The organism is Mesorhizobium sp. C277A (assembly GCF_040324395.1).
Lineage (GTDB): Bacteria > Pseudomonadota > Alphaproteobacteria > Rhizobiales > Rhizobiaceae > Mesorhizobium.
The window spans coordinates 1,520,038-1,540,198 of record NZ_JAMYVW010000002.1 but is presented as its reverse complement, the minus strand read 5'-3'; the positions used below and the strand labels follow the sequence as shown (position 1 = coordinate 1,540,198).

Sequence of the window (20,161 nt, the reverse complement as noted above, 5' to 3'; positions counted from 1 at the left end):
AAACGAACAGGAGACCTGACATGCCAAAGCAAAACGAGACCTCGCATTCGAGACGAAGTGACTTCGCCAATGATGAACCCATTCGCCCGGAGGATGCCGCCGTGTTGGACAGCCCCGTGGGCCACGAAGACAGGCACGGCGCGGAGCCAGGTTTCGGGGGAGCCGACGATGTCGACCAGCCGATCGGCGCAAGGCCCCGCAGCGAAATTACCGGTCGTCATGATGAAGGGGCAGGCGCCAATGAGACGATCGACGGCTTAAGCGAAACCGAGGAACTGACCCGCAGCTACGCCGAGGACATACCAACCGGCGACAATGATGAGGAGGAGGAAGACATCCCTGTCTTCGAAAGAGGCCGAAGCAACACCGAACTCTGAGCGCGCCAGGTTGAACCCCGCACGGTGAGGAACATGACAATGAGCACATTCGGACTTCGGGTTGCGTCTTTGGGGCTCCGGGCTTTTTTGGGACTGGCGGCCTCGCTGACTTTGGGCGTCGAGGCATCTGCGCAGACAAGTCAGCCCGCGCAGCAATCCGGCGACTCGTCGCAAACAGCCAAGCAGGGTCGACTGCCGGCGCAAGGATCGTCGCCGACCGCCAAGGATGATGTCGGCGTTGACGTCTCGCTCGGCCGGCCGGAGGTGAAGCAACAGGTTGCAAGACATCTGGGAGTGGCTGAGACCGAGTTGCCACTGGCGGTGCACGTGCCGATCGCGCTCGCTTCGCAAGTCTGCGGGCAAGAGGTATTTACCGCCCGCGCCAATGTAAACCGAAGCTGCACCGCGACGAAATTCATTCCGGAAATCGCCGAGGCGGCACGCAACCATCCACAAACCTCCGCGGTACCGGAGCAGTAGCACCGAAAATGTCCGAACCCGGCGCGACGGTCGTGCCATGCTTACCCGAGGGTAGCGCTCCAACCCGGGGTAAATCAGCCAGCCCCACCGCCGTCTGTTTTTGGCGGCATGCATGATGGCGTTCGCCGCCATCTCTTAACCAATGTGAATGCTGTTGCTCCGCAGCCACGCTACGAGATCCTGTCCGAAGCGGAGGCAGGCAGATGCCACTGGAATCCCTGATCGATCAATATGTGAGCAGCCGCAAGCGGCGGGGTCTTTTGTCGATACGGCACGCTCTCGAGGCGTTGAAAGAGGCCGTTCCGGCGCTGTCGATCGGCGAAAGCCATCTTGTCAATATGATCGCCGAGCGAGCGCTCGCCTTTGGCCTCGCCATCCACTTCGATCATTCCGGCGAGAATGCCGGGTAAGACATCCACGAGCGTCTGCTGATGCTACAGGACGAGGAACTCGGTGTTCGCGTAGCTTCATTGCCTGGTGGGCGGATCTTTCCGAGGCTGCTCCCATCCGTGTTCTGGGCGGGTGGTTAAAGTCGCCGAAGCGATGCCACGGCGTGCACCGAGCCCACCCCGGCGTTGGACAAGCTCCCCCAGCTTTCGCCAGTTGGAGCTTTCGTCTACTCGCAGCAGCCCTAGCGAGGCTCGATCAGCCTCCGCGTTGGGCGGTCTCGGGTTTTGCTCCAGCGGGCGGTTCGGGCCGGCGAATTGAGGTTGAAAGGAGAAGATGATGACGGACAACAAAACCGAGCGTGATTTTCGCGACAGGAACCGGGTCTCGTCCAACGAACGCAACGAACTCTTCCATTTTGCCCAGCAGAACGGCATCACGCCTGAGCAGGTGATGGAGCTCATCAAAGCCGCCGGGAATGACCGCGCCTCGTTGCGGCTGCGAAGGAATTGAAATCAGTTTCCCGGGGCGGCTCGCTTACGGCATGAAGCCTCGCTGCCGAGGAGAACCTTGAGCCGTGGTGAGAATTTGAGTGTAGCATCATCCTGACGCACACGCGGAGCAGGTCGAGCGTGAAAGTGAAAATTGTACCCCTGCCCAACATGCGGCAAGCGCTGGAGGTTCGAGGCTGCGCAGATCGGCTATGGTCACCCCGAACCATAATCCACTCCAACCCGAGTCCTGGACGCACGGCGTGGCACCGAGCCTACTTCCTGCCGTCGTTCAATAATAATCCCGCGCCGCAGTCAGCCAGCGAGATCACCGTCGTCTGCCGGACGCGTGTCGGCTTCCAAACTGACAACGCACAGCCTTTGTAGCGACGCTTTCCAGCCACGATCACCTGCGCAGCTTTGCCGCGCTCGCTGCGCACCAATAAATTCCATCTCCTTCCCTCACACTGATCTTGTTCAGGCGGTCGTTTTGCCGCTGCGGTAGGCGCTGTCCTTCCGCTTCGATCGCGGTAGCGCCCAGTATCAACGCTGCCAGATCAAACCGCACAATCAGCACCTCAAAGCTGATCAGCAGAAGCAGCAGTGAATCAGGACCTCGTCGATCAGGGTCAAAGGGCCAAGCACATATGTCTGGGCACGGTGACCGTGGCATAGCCGGCGCTGCAATGACGGCGTCGGTGCCCGTCTTGTGGAGCCGGAAAGCCCAACCTAGAAAACAGTCGGCGGTGCCGATCTCGAAGAAATTCTAGCCCGGCACGGTGAACAGGCTGGGGGCCGCATCGCGATCTAGGGTTCAGCACAACTCCGGCGGCATCGAGACGATCGACCTCAGCCCGGTCGGCGGCCCTCGGCCACGTCCATGACCAGCACGCGCAGCATGGTCAGCTGGCGCTTACCCTCCATGGCGCGCCCGTCGGCGACGGTCTGTCTCTTTCGGCTCAGGAAAACGTCACTCTGAGTTTGCTAAACGCGGTGCTGGACCGGTTACCACGCGTCAGATCTGGATCATCACCTTGCCGGCCTCGATTCTCATCGGATAGATCGCGAGCTTGACGCAGACCGGCGCGCCCTTGACCTGGCCGGTCGCAGAGCGGCCAATGTGCTTCAAGGCATTCGATGACGTCGTCGATCACCAGCCCTTCGGCTAGATGCGCCTTCTCATGGGTCCAATATCCGTCGGTGGCGAAGAGCTCGTCATCGGGCGAGCGGCAAACCGCGAGGATCGAAGCAGATGACATCCTCTTCCTCGATGTCATCGACCGCGCACGCTTCAATCCAGTCGGCCATCTCCGGCTCCCGCACCATCCGCTATGGCTATTCAGCCGCCGCCGACATATCCACCTGGTGAAATTCGCCGCGATAGGGTCTGGCTGTCGGCGGCAATTCGCGCTTGAGATAAAAATCCTCGTACCGCAGCTGCTTCAGCAGCACCGGCCAGACCTCGCGATAGGCATGCCACATCGACGGGTTCGCTACCGGCAGGTCGTGCTTGATCAGCTCGTGCAGCCTCGGCAGCGCATGATAGGGCACCATCGGGAACATGTGGTGTTCGACGTGATAATTCATGTTCCAGTAGATGAAGCGGCTGACCGGGTTCATGTAGACGGTGCGGGTGTTCAGCCGATGGTCGACCACGTTGTCGGCCAGGCCGATATGCTGCAGCAACCCTGTCAGCACCATGTGCCAGCTGCCATAGAGGCGCGGCAGGCCGATCAGCACCAGCGGCAGCAGCGACCACGTGAACAGCGCCAGCCCGACTGTCGCCGCATAGATGGCGACATGCCAGCGCGCAGCGATCACCGCCTTGTGCTGCTCCATCTCGGGGATATAGCTCTTCTCTTCATCGGACAGCTTGCCGAACGCTTGGCGCACCAGCGCCGGCAGCGAATAGCGGAAATCGAGAATACCGGTGAAGGCGAGCGCCGCCCGCAGCAGATCTGGGGGGCGCATGACGGCGATTTCGGCATCGCGGCCGACGATGATGGTATCGGTGTGATGGCGGGCATGGCTCCAGCGCCATTGCACGGGGTTGCGCATCAGCATGAAGCTTGAGATCTGGTAGACGACATCGTTCATCCAGCGCGTCCGGAACGCGGTACCGTGGCCGCATTCGTGCCAGCGCGAGTCGCTGGACGAGCCGTAAAGCACGCCATAGACGAACAGGAACGGCACCACCCACCACGTGGCCCAGAACCATACGATGCCGGCGGCCGACACCAGGATCGCGGCGACCCAGATGATCGTGTCGCGGATCGCCGGCCCGTCGGAGCGTTGCATCAACTCCTTGATCGCCTTGCGCGGGACATCGGTGTGATACCATTCGGCCGAAGCCAATCCGGTCTCAATGGCGCGCTTGGTGCTTTCACCGACCAGGCTGTAGTCGCGCTTCCTGCTTGCCGTCATCGTCATCTCCGCTTTCCCGCCTGCGCTCCGCAAGGGCCGCCTGGGGCCGGCCGGGCCGCGCCTGCTTCCGTATTCCGGCGCACTTCCCGCCCGCCGCGGCAACCGATCGTGCGTTTCAAGCCGGTCACGCCTGCAGTCTCGCAAAAGCGCCCGACGGCGCAGGGTAATCCTGTTGCGGCTGCCGGGCGATCGACCCTATCCTCGCTTCCGCTTGGGCGATCTGGCCGGCACCGTCGAGCACCCGGAACACGGCGTCATAGGAGCGGCTTTCGCCATGGTCCAGCCAGATCATCTCGCCCCGTTCGCGCGCGGCGAGATTGCCCAGAACATGATGCGTCGAAGGTTCGATTCCCAACGCATATAGGCCGGCCTGGAAGTTCTGCCACTGATAGGTGCAGGGCAGCTGATCCTTGCGGGTAACGACCTCGAAGCCGAGGCCCAGGTGGTCATTGACGACGGCCACCGGCACCTCGCCCGCCGCATCGGAGCCAAGCTCGTGCTCCCAGACCTGCTCGCTGAACCCCAGCTGCGGCGCCGGCACGGTTCGGTAGCCGACTTTCTGCGCCTCGTAGCGTTCGCCGGCGTGCGCCGCCCAGACGACATCCCGGATCGGCGCCAGGTAGCGCGAACCCTCGTCGAGCAAGGGATGGCTGACATTGACGTGATAGAAATACATATGCGGCGTGCGGCTGAAACCGTGATTGACTACGCGGTCCGACAGGCGGATCTCGCTGCCGCCGACATCGGCCTCGATGCGGCGCAGCAAATGGAGATCCTCGCCGAACACGGTTGCCTGCTGGACGATGCCTTCCGCCCACAGCACGCAGCGGTCGCCGTCCCAGGCCTCGCCGTAGCCGGTCAGCCGCGCCGGCACGGTGCCGATGCGGCCATGCAGCGAGTGCAATACCCGCTTGCGCCCGGGATAATTGTAGCTTTCGGCCGGCACGTCTTGCCGGCCCAGTATATGATCGAGGCCGCAGGTGACGAGCAGCCCCGAGAACGACCGGCCAAAGGCGAAACCGTCCTCCCCTTCATGCTCGTGCAGTCCGGGGTGGCGAAAGCCGCTCGGCGAATGCCAGCCGATCGCCTGGCCCCGGAAGTCGCAATCGGCGATATCAAGCGCCCGGTCGACCAGCGCCGTGAAGCGCAGGCCGGAGCCGGTGCGGAACTCGAGCATCCGGATGCCGCGCTCCACGCCGTCGCCGAGCGTCATAAGCCGCACACCGGCAAACTGCGACAGCATGCCGGACCGCTCGGCCACCTGCCTTCGCGACAGCGTCTTGCCGTAAAGCTCTACCATGCGACGTCCTTCACTTTGCCCGCCTCCTTGAGCAAGGCCGACATGTCGGCGCCGGTGATGATGCTTTCCACCGTCAACAGGTCGGTGTCGGCGACCGTCTGTTCCGCGACGATTTCGCCGCGGCGCATGACGATGATGCGGTCGGCGACCTGGAACACGTGGTGGATGTTGTGGGTGATGAGCAGCACCGAGTGGCCGGCGTCGCGCACCTCCTTGACGAAGCGCAGCACGCCGTGGGTTTCCTCGACGCCAAGATTGTTGGTCGGCTCGTCGAGTATGATCACCTTGGCGGCGAACTGCATGGCGCGCGAGATCGCGATCGATTGCCGCTCACCGCCCGAGAGCGTGCTCACCAGTGCATCGGCATCGAGCTTTTTCGAAATGCCGACCCGCTTCAGCAGCGCCGAGGCGGCGTTGCGAAGCTTGGCGAGATCGAGCGGCGCGAACACGCCGAGCCAGCCGAAATTGACCGGCTCCCGGCCCAGGAAAAGATTGCGCGCGATGCTGAGGTCCGGCGCGAGCGATGTGTCCTGATGGATGGTCTCGATGCCGAGGTCCATCGCGTCGCGCGTCGAGCGGATCGATGCCTTCTCGCCGCGCACGAAGATGTCGCCGTGGTCGGCCGGGAAGACGCCGGAGATCGCTTTGATCAGCGTTGACTTGCCGGCGCCATTGTCGCCGAGCAGGGCAACCACCTCGCCTTCGTTGAGGGTGAACGAGGCGTTCTTCAGCGCACGCACGTTGCCGAAGGACTTTTGCAGGTCTTGCAGACGCAGCACTTCCATCGTCAGCTCCTTGCGGCGTTCTTCTGCAGCAAAGCGTGCAGGATGAGCATGGCGAGGATGATGACGCCGACGAAGATGTTGTATGCCAAGCCCGGCACGCCGATCAGCACGATGCCGTTGCGGATGGCGCGCAGCATCAGCGCGCCGACGATGGTGCCGAGGATGGTGCCGCGCCCGCCGGTGAGCGCCGTGCCGCCGACCACCACCATGGCGATCACTTCGAGTTCGTAGCCGGTGCCGGCCACCGGCGAGGCGGCCGAAATCCGGAACGCGCTGATCATGCCGGCCAGCCCGGCCACCACCGAGGTCAGGATGAACAGCCAGATCTTGACCGCGTCGGCCGGCACGCCGCGCGCCACCGCTGCGTTGCGGTTGCTGCCGATGGCGCTGATCCAGTTGCCGAGCTTGGCGTAGCGCAGGATGTAAATCGCCAGCAGCGACAGGCCGATGAACCACCAGAGCGAGGTGTAGAACCGGAACGAGCCTACATTGAAGCTGCCGGCAAGCAGCGTGACGAAGAAGCCGGGCTGGTCCCACGACTTCAGGGGGAATCCCTGCGTGATGTAGAGCGCCGCGCCGCGCACGACGAGCAGCATCGACAGCGTGACCAGGAACGAGGAAATGCCGATCTTGGTGACGATCAGCCCGTTGATGGCGCCGATCGCGATGCACAGCACAAGCCCGGCCAGGAGGGCGACGCCGATGTCGATACCGCCATTCTGCACCAGCAGCATCACCACGACGGGCGCAAGGCCGAACACGGCGCCGACCGACAGATCGAACTCGCCCGCCGTCAGCAGCAGCGTCATGCCGAGAGCGATGATGCCGAGCTCGGGCAGGAACGCCATCATGTTGGATATGTTGAGCGGCGACAGGAAGTTGCCGTCGGCGATGGCGAAAACCACGAGCAGCACGATGAGGATGATGAGCGAGGAGAATTGCGGCGAACGCAGCAGCGCAGACCTGCCCTTCGCTCGCTGCGTGTCGTCGTCTGCTGTGATTGCCATATCTGTCAGGACCATGCGTTTCGTCCGGCGCCCGCCATTTCGGGGCGGGCGCCGATTGTCGTCACTTGTTGTAGAGTTTCAGGATCGGCTCGACGCTCGAGGCGTCGTAGAGGCTGAATGTGTGAATGTCGTAGCCGACCGGCTCGCCAGAGGCCGCAAGCCCGAGCAGCGCCACCGGCATGAAGCCCTGCGCCGACGGGTACTGCCAGGCCGCAGCATTGACGAAGCCGGACTTGACCGCCTCGGCCGTCTCCTTTGAGTTGCCCCAGCCGACGACCGGGACCTTGCCGGCCGACACACCGGCCCCGTCGAAGACGCGTTTGATGCTTGCTGCCACGGAATCGCCCAGTGCAATGATTGCCGGCGGATTGTTGGCGACCATGTAGTCGGTCATCTTGGCGATGATGCCGGCCGGGTCGGTGCCGCAATCGACCACGTCGTACTTGATGCCGAGCGGATCGAAGACGCTGGCGATGCCCTCGGTCTCGAGCTGCTGGTAGCTGGCGCCCGGCACTTCGACCGGCAGGAACACCTTGTCGCCCTGCTTCACCATCTTGTGGTCGACGAGATACTTGGCCCAGATGACGCCCGCTTCCCTGAGGTCGGCCCCGACATCGGCCTGCCGCCCGGTCGCCGGATCATCGGTGTTGAAGAACACGATCGGTATGCCGGCGGCCTTGGCGGCCTTCACCTCCTCCGTCCACAGGCCGGGCTGAGCCGAGGTGGTAGCGATGCCGTCCGGCTTGGCGGCGAGCGCCGAGTTGAAAGCCTCCTTCTGCGCCGCCATGTCGCCGCCGCTGAACGAGATCTTGCAGGTCACCTTGAGCTGGTCGCAGGCCTTGGTCGCGCCGGCATTCCAGTCGATCCAGAACGCGTCCGAAGGGCCACCATGCGACAGCAGATAGAAGGTCTTCTGGCCGTCCTGCGCGAATGCCGGCAGGCTCAAGGAGACCCCGGCTACCAGCGTTGCCGCGGCAGCCACTTTCAATGCGAATTTCAACATTCATTCCTCCCTTGGTTGGAGTTGCGCCGCCATGCGCCGGCGGCGCAACCGGCGCTCACAGCCCGTTGGCGCGGAACTTCCCGTCGAGGAATTTCTTCGCGCGCGGCACGTCGTCTTCCGAGAGATGCTCGATGATGACCGGGATGTTTGGGTGCTTTTCCGCCAGCCGCTGGAGATAGAGATCGTAATTCAGCGAGCCCAGCCCGGGCGCCGGCAGCTCGATCTCGCCGACGCCGCGGAACGTGTGGCTCTCCATCGCATCCTCGTCGCCGATGTCGGCATGCTTTTCCGACTTGTCGCTGCCCGAACGCTTGACGTCCTTGGCATGCGCGATCTTGATCTTGTCGGTCAGCGTATCGAACACCTGGTTCAGGATCTGGTCCATCCGGTCGATGTTGTGGGTTTCGAAATAGTTGGTCGGATCCATCAGCAGGCCGAGGCCCGGATGGTCGACCTGGGCGAACATCTTCACCGTCTCCTCGACCGAACCGACGACATTGTTGACATAGGTTTCGAGCAGGAACACCGCCCCATGGTCGTAAGCCGTCTGGGCAAGATCCGAGATCACCTTGCGGCATTCCTCGAATCCTTCCTCGGTCTTGTTCTTGGGGTGATGCACCCAGTCGGATTCGGTGTTGTAGGTGCCGGTCTCCGAGATCACGTAGGGCGAGCCGAAGGCGCGCGCATTGCGGATGATTTCCTTGAGATAGCCGACGCGCTTGTCGCGCTCGACTTTATCGGGGTGGATAATGTTGGTGTAGCCCGACACGCAGCAGATCGGCAGGTTGTTGTCGCGGAAGACGTCGCGCACCTGCTTGGCCTTTTCCTCAGTGATCTGCCCGGCCGACAGATCGATATCCCTGAAATGCAGGTCGAGCTGCACCGTGTTGAAACCGAGCCCGCGGATCTTCTTTGCCGTCTCTTCGAGCCCGTACGGGAAATAGCCCGTGAAAATACCTGCCTGCATCATGATGTGAACTCCTCCCTGTAAGCGATTCAGTTGGCTGATTTTATCGAGATTTCGGAAAGCTTGACGGTGCGGCCCTCGTCGATCGAGCGATAGCCGGCTTCGACCAGCGCCATCGTCTTGACGTTGTCGGCCACCGATAATGCCGGCGGCGCGCCTGTCTTCACCGCATGCTGCAATTGCTCCATCACGCCGATGAAGGCATGCGGGAACCACATCGTGTCCCAGCTCGGGCTGACCCATTCGCCGCCGGTCGTCTCGGTCGAGGCATAGGTCAGCGTCGAGGCCACGCCTTTCGGCCAGCCGATCGTGCCTTTGGCGACACCGTTGGTGCCGTCGACGCGCCAGTTGATGTGCTGGTCGTCCAGATAGCCCTCCTGGCGCGGTCCGGACCAGACATCCTCCAGCGACACGGCGAGCACGCCGGAGGGAAAGCGCAGCGTCGAGACGGTGATGCCGTCGCTATGCTCGAATGTCGTGCGCGGGTCCTTGCGTGTCAGGGTGGTGATTTCCGAGGGATCGCCGAACAGGAAGCGCAGCACGTCGAGATGGTGCACGCTCATATTGGCCAGCGTCAGCCGGTCGTAGTCCTGAAGGAAGGTCTGCCAGTGCGGGATCGCATGCATGTCGATCTGCGCAAAGACGATGTCGCCCAGCGCGCCGCTGTCGATGATCTGCTTCAGGACGCGCATCGACTGGTCGTAGCGCATGTTCTGGTTGACCGAGAGGATCTTGCCGGACTTGGCTGCCTCGTCGCGCAGCTTCACGGCTTCATCGACCGACAGCGCCAGTGGCTTCTGCGCCAGGATCGCCTTGATGTGAGGCTGCTTCAGCGCATGGCGGATCAGCGCCGGCTGCTGGTCGGGTGGAAAGGCAAGGTCGACGATCTCGACCTCGGAATCCTCGATCAGCTGTTCCGGTGTGTCGTGGATGGTCGGAATGCTCCAGCGTGCAGCTACCTTCTCGGCGCTGGCCTTGGTGCGCGAAGCGATGGAGACGACTGGGAAACCGGCCTGCGCATAGGCGGCAAGATGGCATTCGGCCATGATCATGCCGGCGCCGATGCAGCCGATCCGGTATTCGCTGGCGCGAACCCTTACATCCGGCTCGAAGCCTTCGCTCGCCATGTCTTCCTCCCGCAATTCTGTTTTCGCAGCCGCGATCATCTCGCCAACGCGCCTCCGTCCTGCCCGAAATAATGCACCCGGGCCGGCTCGCAGGATATCGCTACCACCGCATCCGGCCTGATGTCGGGCTGGCCGCGCAGCAGCGCCTTCAGCCGCGCCTCTCCGGCGGCGAGCGTTACCACCGTGTAGCCGCCAAGGGGCTCGACCTCGAATACGCGCGCCGGGCGGCCAGCGCCCCCTTCGACCCAGGGCCCGACCTTGATGTCCTCCGGCCTGAGCCCGATTTCGATCGCGTCGGCCGGAGCAGCGCGATCGTCGATGCTGACCGTGCCTTCGGCGGCCTCGAGGCCATCTTCGCCGCGAACGGATTTGAGGATGTTCATCATCGGCGAACCAAGCAGTCGCGCCACATAGGTGTTCGCCGGGCGGTCGTAGATCTCGGACGGGGCGCCGATCTGTCGGATCCTGCCATTCTCCAGAATCGCGATGCGGTCGGCGATCGACATCGCCTCTTCCTGGTCATGGGTGACGTAGATCAGCGTCTTGCCGAGTTCGCGCTGGATGCGCTTGAGCTCGACGCGCGTTTCCTCGCGCAGCCGCGCATCGAGCGCAGAGATCGGGTCGTCCATCAGATAGGCGTTCGGGTCGCGCACCAGGGCGCGGGCTATCGCCACGCGTTGCCGCTCGCCACCGGAAAGCTGCGCCGGCGGCTTGTGCAGAATATGGCCGATGTGGAGCTTGGCGGCCACATCGGCGACACGCGTTTCGATCTGGGCCTCGGCGACCTTGCGCTCGACCAGCGGGAAACGCACATTGTCGCGCGCGCTCATATGGGGGAACAGCGCCAGGTTCTGGAACACCATGGCGACATTGCGCTCGGCCGGCGAGACGGTGTTGACCGGTTTGCCGCCGATCAGGATCTCTCCGGCGTCAGGCGTCTCCAGCCCGAGCACCAGGCGCAGGATTGTCGATTTGCCCGACAGCGGCGGCCCGAAGAAGCAGAAGAATTCGTTGTCATTGACGGTGAACGAGGCGTCGTCGACGGCGAGCGTCGTGCCGTAACGCTTGCTGACATTGCGAAAGACGATATCGGCCATGTCAACCTGCCTTCATCGCAATGCCGCTGCGGGCATCGAAGACACGCACGGACGATGCCACGGGGGCGACGACGGCAAGCTCGCCGATCGACAGTCCGACATTATTGTCGAACACCGCCTTCACGGCGGTCTCGCCATCGCCGAGATGGACGATGGTCCTCGCGCCGATCCGCTCGACGAAGCTCACCGGCATGGCGAGGCCCTGCCCGCTCTGCACCAGCGACACCTGTTCGGGCCGGAAGCCGTAAAGCACCTCAGAGCGCGATCCGCGCAAGGTGGCGGCCAGCGCATCCGGCAGCGTCGGCGTGACCCCCAGTGGCCCGAGATCGACCACCAGGCCCCGGTCGCTCTCCGCCGGCCTTCCCTTCAGCAGGTTCATGCCCGGAGCGCCGATGAAGCGGGCGACGAAGACATTGGCTGGATTGTTGTAGACTTCCAGGGGCGTTCCCACCTGCTGCAGCACGCCGTGATCCATGACGGCAATGCGGTCGGCCATGGTCATGGCCTCGAGCTGGTCATGGGTGACGTAGACCATCGTCTGCCTGAACTGGCGCTGCAGCTGCTTGAGCTCGGTCCGCATTACCGCCCGGAAGGCGGCGTCGACATTGGACAGCGGCTCGTCGAGCAGGAAGATCGCCGGCTCCATGATCGCCGAGCGTCCGATTGCCACCCGCTGCAGGATGTTGACCGAGAGCCGGTCGGCCTTGCGGTCGAGCAGCGGCGTCAACTGCAGCAGCTCGGCGACGGCGCCGACGCGGCGGTCGATCTCGGCTGTCGCCGCACCGCGCATCCGCGGCCCGTAGGCAAGGTTCTGGCGCACCGTCATGTGGGTGAAGATGGCGTAGTTCTGGAAAACGAAGCCGACGCCGCGGCGGCCCATGGGCACGCCGGCCATGTCGCGCTCGCCAAACAGGATCTTGCCGCTGGTCGGCTCTTCCATGCCGGCGATCATGTTCATCGTCGTCGACTTGCCGCAGCCCGAAGGCCCGAGCAGCGCCATGAACTCGCCATCGGCGATGTCGAGGTCCATGGTCTTCAGCGCCGTGAACTCGCCAAAGGTCTTGACCAGGTTGCGCAGCTGGATCGCGCTCATGCCGGCACCAGCCTTGCGCGCGCCATGCGCTTCATGGCGAATACGGCAACGATCGAAAGCACGACCAGGATGGCCAGCGCGATCGCCGCCACATAGCCCCAGATCAGGTCCTGCGTCGTGACCTTGTAGATGTAGACGGAGATCGTCTCCGTGGCGACGCCGGGGCCGCCGCCGGTCATGATGTAGAGCGTGTCGAAGATCTTGAAGTTCTCGATGACGCGGATCGCCAGCGCGATGATGACGATCGTCTTCATCTTCGGCAGCACGATGGTGACGAAGCGCTGCCACGGGTTGGCGCCGAGCAGGGTCGCCGCCTTGATCTGGTCCTGCGGCACGCCGACCAGGCCGGCAAGCAGGATCAGGAACATCAGCGGCGTCCACTGCCAGATATCGGCGATGATCACCGCGATCAGCGCCAGTGTGGGGTCAGACAGCCAGGCGATGGTGACGCGGGAACCGCTGAGTGCCGACAGGATGTCGTTCAGCGGCCCGCCCGACTGGAACAGCATGAAGAACATGTAGCCGGCCACCGCCGGAACCACCATCATCGGCATCAGCAGGATCGAATAGAAGACCCGCTTGCCCGGAAAATCGTCCGCGAACAGCGTCGCCAATGCCAGGCCAAGCAGGAATTCGACGGGCACGCACACGACCATGACGATGGCCGTGCGCCTCAGCGCGCTCCAGAAGCGCGCATCGGCGGCAAGGTCGGTGTAGTTGGCGAAGCTGTTCCACATCTCCCATGCGTTCCACCAGCCGAGGCCGGAGAGCGGCGACCAGTCGGTGACGCTGATGTAGAGCTGCATCAGCAGCGGGAAGACGGAGATGAAGAGCACCAAAACCTGCGCCGGCAGCGTCAGCCGGAATCCCAGCCGCGCTCCCTCGTCCCGCAGCGCGGGCTTGCCAAGCGCGGCCTTTGCGTCCTTTGAGACAGTCACGGTCACCGCGCTCATTGCTTGAGCGCGCCGAACGTCAGTCCGCGCACCAGATGGCGCTGGATGGCGATGCCCATGATGACCGGCGGCACCGCGGCGATAAGACCGAGCGCGGCCTTGGCGCCATAGAGCTGCCCGGTCATCGAGGAGGACAGCGAGGCCATGTAGACCGGGATCGTCACCCATTCACGCGTCGTCAGCAGCAGCGCGATCAGATAGTCCGACCAGTTGAGGATGAAGACGAAGAGGGCGGCGCTGGCCAGCGGTGCGCGCATCATCGGCAGCGTGATGCGCGTGAAGACGCGCAGCCGCGAACAACCTTCGACAAGCGCCGCTTCCTCGATCTCGCGCGGCATGTCGTCGAAGAAGGTCTTCATGAGCCAGAAAGCGAACGGCAGGGTGACGATGCCGTAGATCAGGGCCAGGCCAAACCAGCTGTCGGTGAAGTTCAGGAAGGCCCACATGATCATGACCGGGATCATCACCGCCATTGGCGGAAACAGCCTGAGCTGGATCAGCGCCAGCGGCAGGTTCTGGCCGGAGCCGAAACGCGACAGCCCGTAGGCCGCAGCCGTGCCCGCCGACATTGCGATCGCCGTGCCGAACACCGAAGACAGCAGCGACGACAGGATCGGCTTCAGCGCGGTGCGGTCGAGCGCCACGATCAGATTGTTGTTGGACTCGCCGAAGACGAACTGGAAATTGCCGAGCGTCGGGTTCTTCGGCCACCATGTCAGGTCGGCGCCGGTCGCCGACCATTCGGTGATCGGCTTGAAGGCCATCGACACCATCCACAGGATCGGTACCAGCGTCACCGCCATCGCCGCGAAGATCGCGGCGTAGCGGAATATCTCGAAGGGGACGGAACGCTTCATCTGGCTGCTTTGCTGGTGGCGTTGACTGCGGCGGGGAGGAACAGATGCTCCTCCCCTCCAGCGCTGATCCAGGGAGACGGATCAGCTGATCGGGTCGAGAACCGTCGGCCAGGCCTCCTTGTTCGTCCTGATGGCTTCGAGCAATTTGTCCTCGCCGATGCGGCGGGCGATCTTCTTCCACTCCGCTTCCGTGTCGGCCATCGCCTGTTCCGCTGTCTTGGCCTTGGTCAGCGACGCCATCAGATTTTCGTCCAATGCGTTGTGGAAGGCGGTGGCGCCGGGATAGTTGATCGTCGGCACCGTGCGGGCGACGGTCTCGCGCACCACGTCGATGTGGTAGGCGTGGTAGGTCTGGCGCACCAGCGGATCGGAGAAATCCGAGAGCCGGAACGGATCGAGATAGCCGCCCGGATTGGCGCTCATCCAGGCATAGATGCGGGCGGAGCCCAGCCACTGCAGCAAAAGGTAGGCGACCTCCTGGTTTTTCGACTGCGACGAGACCATGCCGGTCAGCGAGAACCACAGCACGGAACGGCTGATCAGCTTGCCGTCGACTTCGCGGCCGGGCGGCAGCATCGAGCCGATCTTGCCGGTGACGGCAGAATCCTTGTTGCCGGCATTGTCGAGGAATTTCGGCAGGTTCGAGAAGGCGCAGGTCATCGCCGCGCCGCCCTTGGCGAAATTTCCATACTGCTCCGGCCAGCCCCAGGAGATCGCGTCCGGCGAGTGATGAACGAGCGAGCCGACATATTCGTTGGTGGCGGCAATGCCGTGCTCGGAATTGATCAGCGGCTTGCCGTCGTCGCCGAACAGGAACTGGTTGGGCGATGCCATCGAGACATAGCGCTGATACCAGTTGGTGTAGCCCCAACCCTGGTTGCGCAGGTCGGTGGAGCCGAACAGGCCCTTGTCGGGCCGCTGGAAGAAGCCCGCGATGTCACTGTGCTGCTTCCAGGTCTTCGGCGGCGCCAGATCGTAGCCGAATTTGTCCTTGAACGCCTTCTGCTCGGCGGCGTCGCCGAACAGGTCGGTGCGGTAGACCCAGGTCTGGAAGTCGCCGTCCAGCGACACGCCATAGTTGGACCCGCGATATTTGTTGAGCAGCGACACGCCCTTGGCGCCGTCGACATAGCCGGTCTTGGGATCGTCCCATTCGGGCTTGTACTGGGCGACGAAGTCGTCGAGCTTGGCGATGCCGCCGGTCTCGGCAAGGTCGCCGAGGCGGTTCCATTCCGTCGAGTAGATGTCATAGGCCCCACCCTTGGTGGAGATGTCCTGCATCGTCTTCGTGAATTCCTGGCCGTTCGGCAGGCCGACGATCTCGATCTGGATGCCGGTTTCCTTTTCCCACAGCTCCTTGATCGACGGCGCACCCGCCGGGAAAGGCTGTGTGAGTTGACCAATCGAGCCATCCGACAGGCCAAGCACGATCTTGGCCGGCGCCTTGCCTGCTCCCTTCAAGGCCTTGGCCGCCTCAACGGCACGGCCTTCCGGCGTGTCGGCGCCATATTGATAGCGCTCGGCGCCCTCGAAACCGGTGGGGCCGCCTACCATGCCTGGCGCCAGCGCGTCGGCCGCAACGGCACGGCCGGGACGGATGAATTGCGGTGCGATACCGGCCGCAGCCACGAACGCCGCCGCCTTTCCTCCGGACGCCAACAAGCCGCGTCGCGATATGCGGATCAAATCAGACATTGGAATTCCTCCCTCAGGCCCGATGTTTCCTCCACGAGCCCATTGAGGGATATTGACGGCAGCACCGGAAGGCTGTCAACATCATAAATACTCAAAATACATCGTAACACCGCAACTGCGGAGAAAATACGTCATGCAAAGGTCGACACACCGGCTCAATGCCTCGATTTGATGGGAAATCTGCCTTTCTGGCACGCGACTATCACGCCGGGCGACGCGATTTAGCCCAACTTCCTTGCGCATCGGCTTAGGCTGGATACATCATTTCCCATCAGAATCGCTGATGGCTGGCAGCTGTGGCCGTCGGACGGGCTAGCGGCATTGTGCGATCTTATGCATTGAGGAGATGAAGACGGTGCGTTCCACCTTGACTGACATAGCCCGGGAAGCCGGCGTTTCCGCCGCCACCGTCGACCGCGTGCTGAACAACAGGCCCGGTGTGCGGGCGCGCACGCGTGAGATAGTGCTCGAAATGGCGCAGCGCCTCGGCTACATCGCGGAGGGCCCGAACGGAGCGCCGCCCAGGCCCTCACCTGGAGAGGTCATCCGTCTCGACTTCGCTCTGCCGGCCGGCACCAATTCCTTCATCAAGATGCTGCATCGACACATCGAGGCGCAGGCCCTAGCGCGCCCCGATCTCGACGTCCACATCGCCACCATAGAGGGCTTCAACCCCGACCGGCTCGCCCGCCTGCTGCAAGAATTGCGTGGACAGACACAAGGCGTCGGCGTGATCGCGCTCGATCATCCAACGGTGCGCGAGGCGATCCGCTCGCTGTCGGCCAATGACGTCAAGGTGGTGACCATCGCCTCCGACATCCTGCATGTTCCGAGAGTGGCCTATATCGGCATCGACAACCGCGCCGCGGGGCGGCTGGCCGGCTATCTGCTCAACCGCTTCATGGGATCGGAACGCCCAAGCAAGGTGGCGCTGTTCGCCGGCTCGCTGTCCTATCGCGGCCATGAGGAACGCGAGATGGGATTCCGGCACATCTTGACCGAGGAGTCGCCCAATCTCAAGATCGTCGAGATGCGCGAAATGCTGGATGACCGAGAGAAGGCTTATTCGGAAGCATCAGCGCTTCTGGACCGGCACCCCGATCTTGCCGCGATCTACAATGTCGGCGCCGGCAACACCGGCATCGCTCGGGCGCTCAAGGAGCGTGGACGCGCCAAAGACATTCTCTTTCTCGGCCACGAGGTGACAGACGGCACCAAGGAACTTTTGTTGGATGGGACGCTCGATGCGGTCATAGATCAAAATCCGCGCGTCGAGGCGCGGGAAGCGCTCAATATTTTAAGCCACTCTGTCAGGCACTTGAACTATGAACCGCATCAACCACGACTTCAGGTGATTTTCAAAGAGAATATACCTGAAATCTGATCAATGGATCCGTGATCTTATCGCAAAGCACAGCGTTGGCGTCGCCACCGGTCCCAAATACGAACGAGAGCCCGAATGATCTCGTCAAAGCCGCCGATCTGGCACTATTCCGTGCGAAGTCGGAGGGCCGAGATCGGGTCGTGGTTGATGGTGCATGAGAAGGCCGTCGCCCGTTGCAACTCGGTCAGCCTAAAAGACCAAGTCCACTCATAGCACCGAAGTCGCGAACGATTGGGGCGAAGAGGGTTCTGGATGTCGGCACGAAGCCGACGAATGGCATACGCCCGTCCGTCCGCGACGATCACCTGAGGCATCGCCCCGGCCCCTGGCGCACGAGCAGATATGTCGCAGGCAACCTCGTGTGTTATACACGCACGCTGACTTTTTGGGTCGGACACGAGATCGATGGACCAGGAAACGCTTCTTGCCGCAGTCCTCTTAGCTGATGTCGTGGGCAGCACGCCACTCTATGAGCGGATCGGAGACGATGCCGCTCTACAGCAGGTCTCGGATTGCCTGGACACGATGCGCGAGATCGTCGCCAAGCACGGTGGTGATTTCATTTACTCGAAGGGCGATGACATACTCAGCCTCTTCGAGAGCCCGGAAATGGCGCTGAGGGCCGTCTGCCAAATTACCCATCAACTGACTAAAGGGCCGTTGAGCGCCCGTATCGGATTGCATTTCGGGGCGGTCATTCGCGCGCGGGGCGCGATATTCGGTGACGTTGTCAATGTCACCGCAAGGTTGTCCACCACGGCGAACCCCGGAGAGGTGCTGATCAGCCAGAGCTTCTGCGAAGCCCTTTCCCCGAGAAGCCGCAAGGGCCTGCGGCTCCTCGACAAAATGGCCTTGAAGGGGAAGCAAGAGTTCTTCGATGTCTACACGCTGTGGAGCGACGATGGGGCCCCCGGTACGCAGATCACCAGCCATGGCGCCACTACAGATAGACGCTCGGTCCTGCCGCGGCAGATTCATCTGGTCATCCGCTACAGAGATCAGCTGCGATCCTGTCGAAACGGCGAATCCGTGACAATCGGCAGATCGGCGGAATGCGATATCATCGTCGAGCGGCCCTGGGTATCGAGGCGCCACGCCGCCTTCACCATATTGAATGGCAGAGCTCGGCTTCTCGAACGAAGCTCTTCGGGCACATTTGTGTCCATGGGACTCGGCCACGAAGTATTCGTACGCCGTGAAGATATTATCCTCTTCGGCTCCGGCGTCATCTCGCCTGGAGTGAAGTCGGCCCTCGACGAAGCCCAGCTTCTTCACTACGAAATTGTCTCGGATTGACCCGGCCCGGATACTAGCTCGACCGGTTTCGAGCTGGTTCGCTGGCGCCTCAATATCGCGCCGTACTCTTTGACAGCCATTGGAATCGACCGTTCACAAATGTGCCAAGGCCAATCCAGGAACGTCTGCTCTCGAAGTTGAACTGCGAAGAGCTGACTTCCGTTTCCCTCGCTGAGTTCGACGGAGCCGCGGCCGGTGCATCTCCCTCGCAGGATGCGGAGTTCTACCTGCTCCGAGGCCACATTCTGCAGGTGGATGGTTTCGGCAGCAAGCTGGCCCGCTCGATCGATGATGCGCTAGGTCTTGCCGCGAAAAGGCCGGTGCGTGGGAATTGTGCTGGACTGTCGGCCAGACAATGAGCTGGCGACGGGAGCGGCCGGCTGAAGCGGGATGCCCGGACCAATTCCCTGCCCTGTGTCGCCTTGATATCCCCAGGCGCTGAAGGTCAGCACAGGCTGTTGCAGCCCGGGTCGACGAACGCTTCATCAGACCATTTGCGCCGCAATAGCTCCTCGACCACCTGCGAAGGCTCGCGATTGGGCTACCGTCACGAAATTGGCGCAGAAGCGCAGACCACTGACATATCGCGACGTCGAGATGGAGCTCGATACCACCGTGTTTGCAGCACCGGGGAAAATTCCTCTTGGTCCGATCGAGTTCAAGTTGCTGCGCCACATGGCTCGAGAATCCTGAAAGGTGATCAGATGAATTCATCGCAGCTGGCTGGTCGCAGAAAGCCAGTGTGAGCGCCCAGGTGGTCGACGTTCACATGAGCCAGTCGCGAAAGTTGTTGAAGCAGTCGTCGCAGAGTTGCCATTCGCACCGTGCGGCTTGCCGGCTATTCTCTCGATGACACTGCGGGCTGACGATCTCGGCGATTGGGTTCAGAAAGGTCGCTGCGTGACGCCGCAAGGGGACCGACGCGATGGGAAAGGTCTTGGCAGCTAGGGGACTTAGCGCCACCAACATTGCAGCCGTGGCGCTACGCTAATCGAGAGAAAGTCGAGGCGTATAGAACAAGCGACATGAGCGTGTCGGATTGTTTGCATTCAAACAACCTTTGCGACGCTATCCGTGCCTTCGCCTTGCTGGTGCCGGAGGAAATCATGACGTCGCCCGACAATTCGGTCGAACTCGTTCGCGACAAGAAGTGGACGGTCCGCGTCACCGCCTACGGCAGCACCCTGACGTTTCCGTTCGAAGCAGAAAGCTATGCACGTTCTTACGCCGATGGTCAGGCATTCCGTCTCGGCGTTCAGGTGGCGGAACTGAAGCGATGCGGCTGACACTTTGTCGACGCGTTGGCGGATAGCCTGCATCGCGATCGGAACGAATAGGTCGCTGATTGCAGCCTCGCGATTTTTCCATCAAATCCCGCCTGCAATCTTGACAGCAACTCGGCAAAATCCCTCGCCGACTAGTGTTGTCATATGAGCTG

The 20,161-nt window shown here is 62.4% G+C and carries 20 protein-coding genes and 1 pseudogene; 7 read left to right on the top strand and 14 right to left on the bottom strand.

Annotated elements, in window-relative coordinates; genetic code table 11:
• Positions 1 to 20: 20 nt before the first annotated feature.
• The 4 genes from NKK52_RS07675 to NKK52_RS07660 all read left to right on the top strand — a co-directional run bounded on the left by NKK52_RS07675 (position 21) and on the right by NKK52_RS07660 (position 1,757).
• Positions 21 to 377, top strand: coding sequence for a hypothetical protein (locus NKK52_RS07675; RefSeq protein ID WP_023685250.1), 357 nt, complete (start codon positions 21 to 23; stop codon positions 375 to 377).
• An 87-nt stretch (positions 378 to 464) separates the two neighbouring features.
• Positions 465 to 857 (top strand): hypothetical protein, encoded by a 393-nt coding sequence (locus NKK52_RS07670; protein WP_023673163.1) that lies wholly within the window; start codon positions 465 to 467, stop codon positions 855 to 857.
• 203 nt (positions 858 to 1,060) lie between these two features.
• Positions 1,061 to 1,267 carry a hypothetical protein gene (locus NKK52_RS07665; protein WP_023673164.1) on the top strand — a complete coding sequence of 69 codons (207 nt, stop codon included), beginning with the start codon at positions 1,061 to 1,063 and terminating at the stop codon, positions 1,265 to 1,267.
• A 316-nt stretch (positions 1,268 to 1,583) separates the two neighbouring features.
• Entirely contained in the window at positions 1,584 to 1,757 is a 174-nt protein-coding gene (locus tag NKK52_RS07660) for a DUF3606 domain-containing protein (protein WP_023700486.1), read from the top strand.
• 253 nt (positions 1,758 to 2,010) lie between these two features.
• On the opposite strand, the gene NKK52_RS07655 is transcribed toward NKK52_RS07660, so the two are convergent.
• The 14 genes and pseudogenes from NKK52_RS07655 to NKK52_RS07590 all read right to left on the bottom strand — a co-directional run bounded on the left by NKK52_RS07655 (position 2,011) and on the right by NKK52_RS07590 (position 16,043).
• The gene (locus NKK52_RS07655; RefSeq protein WP_155927361.1) at positions 2,011 to 2,178 is read right to left on the bottom strand and encodes a hypothetical protein; all 168 of its coding nucleotides are present in this window, start codon (positions 2,176 to 2,178) and stop codon (positions 2,011 to 2,013) included.
• A 572-nt stretch (positions 2,179 to 2,750) separates the two neighbouring features.
• A pseudogene (locus tag NKK52_RS07650) lies at positions 2,751 to 3,043 on the bottom strand (Rieske 2Fe-2S domain-containing protein).
• A 27-nt stretch (positions 3,044 to 3,070) separates the two neighbouring features.
• The gene (locus NKK52_RS07645) at positions 3,071 to 4,165 is read right to left on the bottom strand and encodes a fatty acid desaturase family protein (protein WP_023685252.1); all 1,095 of its coding nucleotides are present in this window, start codon (positions 4,163 to 4,165) and stop codon (positions 3,071 to 3,073) included.
• A 118-nt stretch (positions 4,166 to 4,283) separates the two neighbouring features.
• Positions 4,284 to 5,459, bottom strand: a complete 1,176-nt coding sequence (locus tag NKK52_RS07640) for an aldose 1-epimerase family protein (protein ID WP_023673170.1) — start codon at positions 5,457 to 5,459, stop codon at positions 4,284 to 4,286.
• On the bottom strand, positions 5,453 to 6,250 hold the full coding sequence (locus NKK52_RS07635) for an ATP-binding cassette domain-containing protein (RefSeq protein WP_023689425.1): 798 nt from the start codon (positions 6,248 to 6,250) through the stop codon (positions 5,453 to 5,455). Before NKK52_RS07635 ends, NKK52_RS07640 begins: the two co-directional genes overlap by 7 nt.
• A complete protein-coding gene (locus NKK52_RS07630; protein WP_050586906.1) occupies positions 6,247 to 7,251 on the bottom strand; it encodes an ABC transporter permease in 1,005 nt (334 codons plus the stop codon). The genes NKK52_RS07635 and NKK52_RS07630 overlap by 4 nt, the downstream gene beginning before the upstream one ends.
• A gap of 61 nt (positions 7,252 to 7,312) precedes the next feature.
• Positions 7,313 to 8,254 carry a sugar ABC transporter substrate-binding protein gene (locus NKK52_RS07625; protein WP_023685254.1) on the bottom strand — a complete coding sequence of 314 codons (942 nt, stop codon included), beginning with the start codon at positions 8,252 to 8,254 and terminating at the stop codon, positions 7,313 to 7,315.
• Positions 8,255 to 8,309: 55 nt separating this feature from the next.
• Positions 8,310 to 9,224, bottom strand: coding sequence for a sugar phosphate isomerase/epimerase family protein (locus NKK52_RS07620; protein ID WP_352628608.1), 915 nt, complete (start codon positions 9,222 to 9,224; stop codon positions 8,310 to 8,312).
• 26 nt (positions 9,225 to 9,250) lie between these two features.
• Positions 9,251 to 10,348 carry a Gfo/Idh/MocA family protein gene (locus NKK52_RS07615; RefSeq protein ID WP_352628605.1) on the bottom strand — a complete coding sequence of 366 codons (1,098 nt, stop codon included), beginning with the start codon at positions 10,346 to 10,348 and terminating at the stop codon, positions 9,251 to 9,253.
• Positions 10,349 to 10,383: 35 nt separating this feature from the next.
• Positions 10,384 to 11,445, bottom strand: a complete 1,062-nt coding sequence (locus tag NKK52_RS07610; RefSeq protein WP_023682256.1) for an ABC transporter ATP-binding protein — start codon at positions 11,443 to 11,445, stop codon at positions 10,384 to 10,386.
• A 1-nt stretch (position 11,446) separates the two neighbouring features.
• Positions 11,447 to 12,538 carry an ABC transporter ATP-binding protein gene (locus NKK52_RS07605; RefSeq protein WP_023682257.1) on the bottom strand — a complete coding sequence of 364 codons (1,092 nt, stop codon included), beginning with the start codon at positions 12,536 to 12,538 and terminating at the stop codon, positions 11,447 to 11,449.
• A complete protein-coding gene (locus NKK52_RS07600; RefSeq protein WP_023700493.1) occupies positions 12,535 to 13,491 on the bottom strand; it encodes a carbohydrate ABC transporter permease in 957 nt (318 codons plus the stop codon). The genes NKK52_RS07605 and NKK52_RS07600 overlap by 4 nt, the downstream gene beginning before the upstream one ends.
• Positions 13,488 to 14,348: a carbohydrate ABC transporter permease gene (locus NKK52_RS07595; protein ID WP_023682258.1), complete on the bottom strand. Its 861-nt coding sequence runs from the start codon at positions 14,346 to 14,348 to the stop codon at positions 13,488 to 13,490. The genes NKK52_RS07600 and NKK52_RS07595 overlap by 4 nt, the downstream gene beginning before the upstream one ends.
• 81 nt (positions 14,349 to 14,429) lie before the next feature.
• Complete coding sequence (locus NKK52_RS07590) at positions 14,430 to 16,043, bottom strand: extracellular solute-binding protein (protein WP_023682259.1); 1,614 nt, start codon at positions 16,041 to 16,043, stop codon at positions 14,430 to 14,432.
• 355 nt (positions 16,044 to 16,398) lie between these two features.
• Here NKK52_RS07590 and NKK52_RS07585 point away from each other — a divergent pair, with 355 nt between their 5' ends.
• The 3 genes from NKK52_RS07585 to NKK52_RS07575 all read left to right on the top strand — a co-directional run bounded on the left by NKK52_RS07585 (position 16,399) and on the right by NKK52_RS07575 (position 20,009).
• Entirely contained in the window at positions 16,399 to 17,427 is a 1,029-nt protein-coding gene (locus tag NKK52_RS07585) for a LacI family DNA-binding transcriptional regulator (RefSeq protein ID WP_023669472.1), read from the top strand.
• Between the two features lie 405 nt (positions 17,428 to 17,832).
• Positions 17,833 to 18,723 carry an adenylate/guanylate cyclase domain-containing protein gene (locus NKK52_RS07580; protein WP_023715432.1) on the top strand — a complete coding sequence of 297 codons (891 nt, stop codon included), beginning with the start codon at positions 17,833 to 17,835 and terminating at the stop codon, positions 18,721 to 18,723.
• A 1,025-nt stretch (positions 18,724 to 19,748) separates the two neighbouring features.
• Positions 19,749 to 20,009 (top strand): hypothetical protein, encoded by a 261-nt coding sequence (locus NKK52_RS07575; RefSeq protein ID WP_023682263.1) that lies wholly within the window; start codon positions 19,749 to 19,751, stop codon positions 20,007 to 20,009.
• Positions 20,010 to 20,161 lie beyond the last annotated feature (152 nt).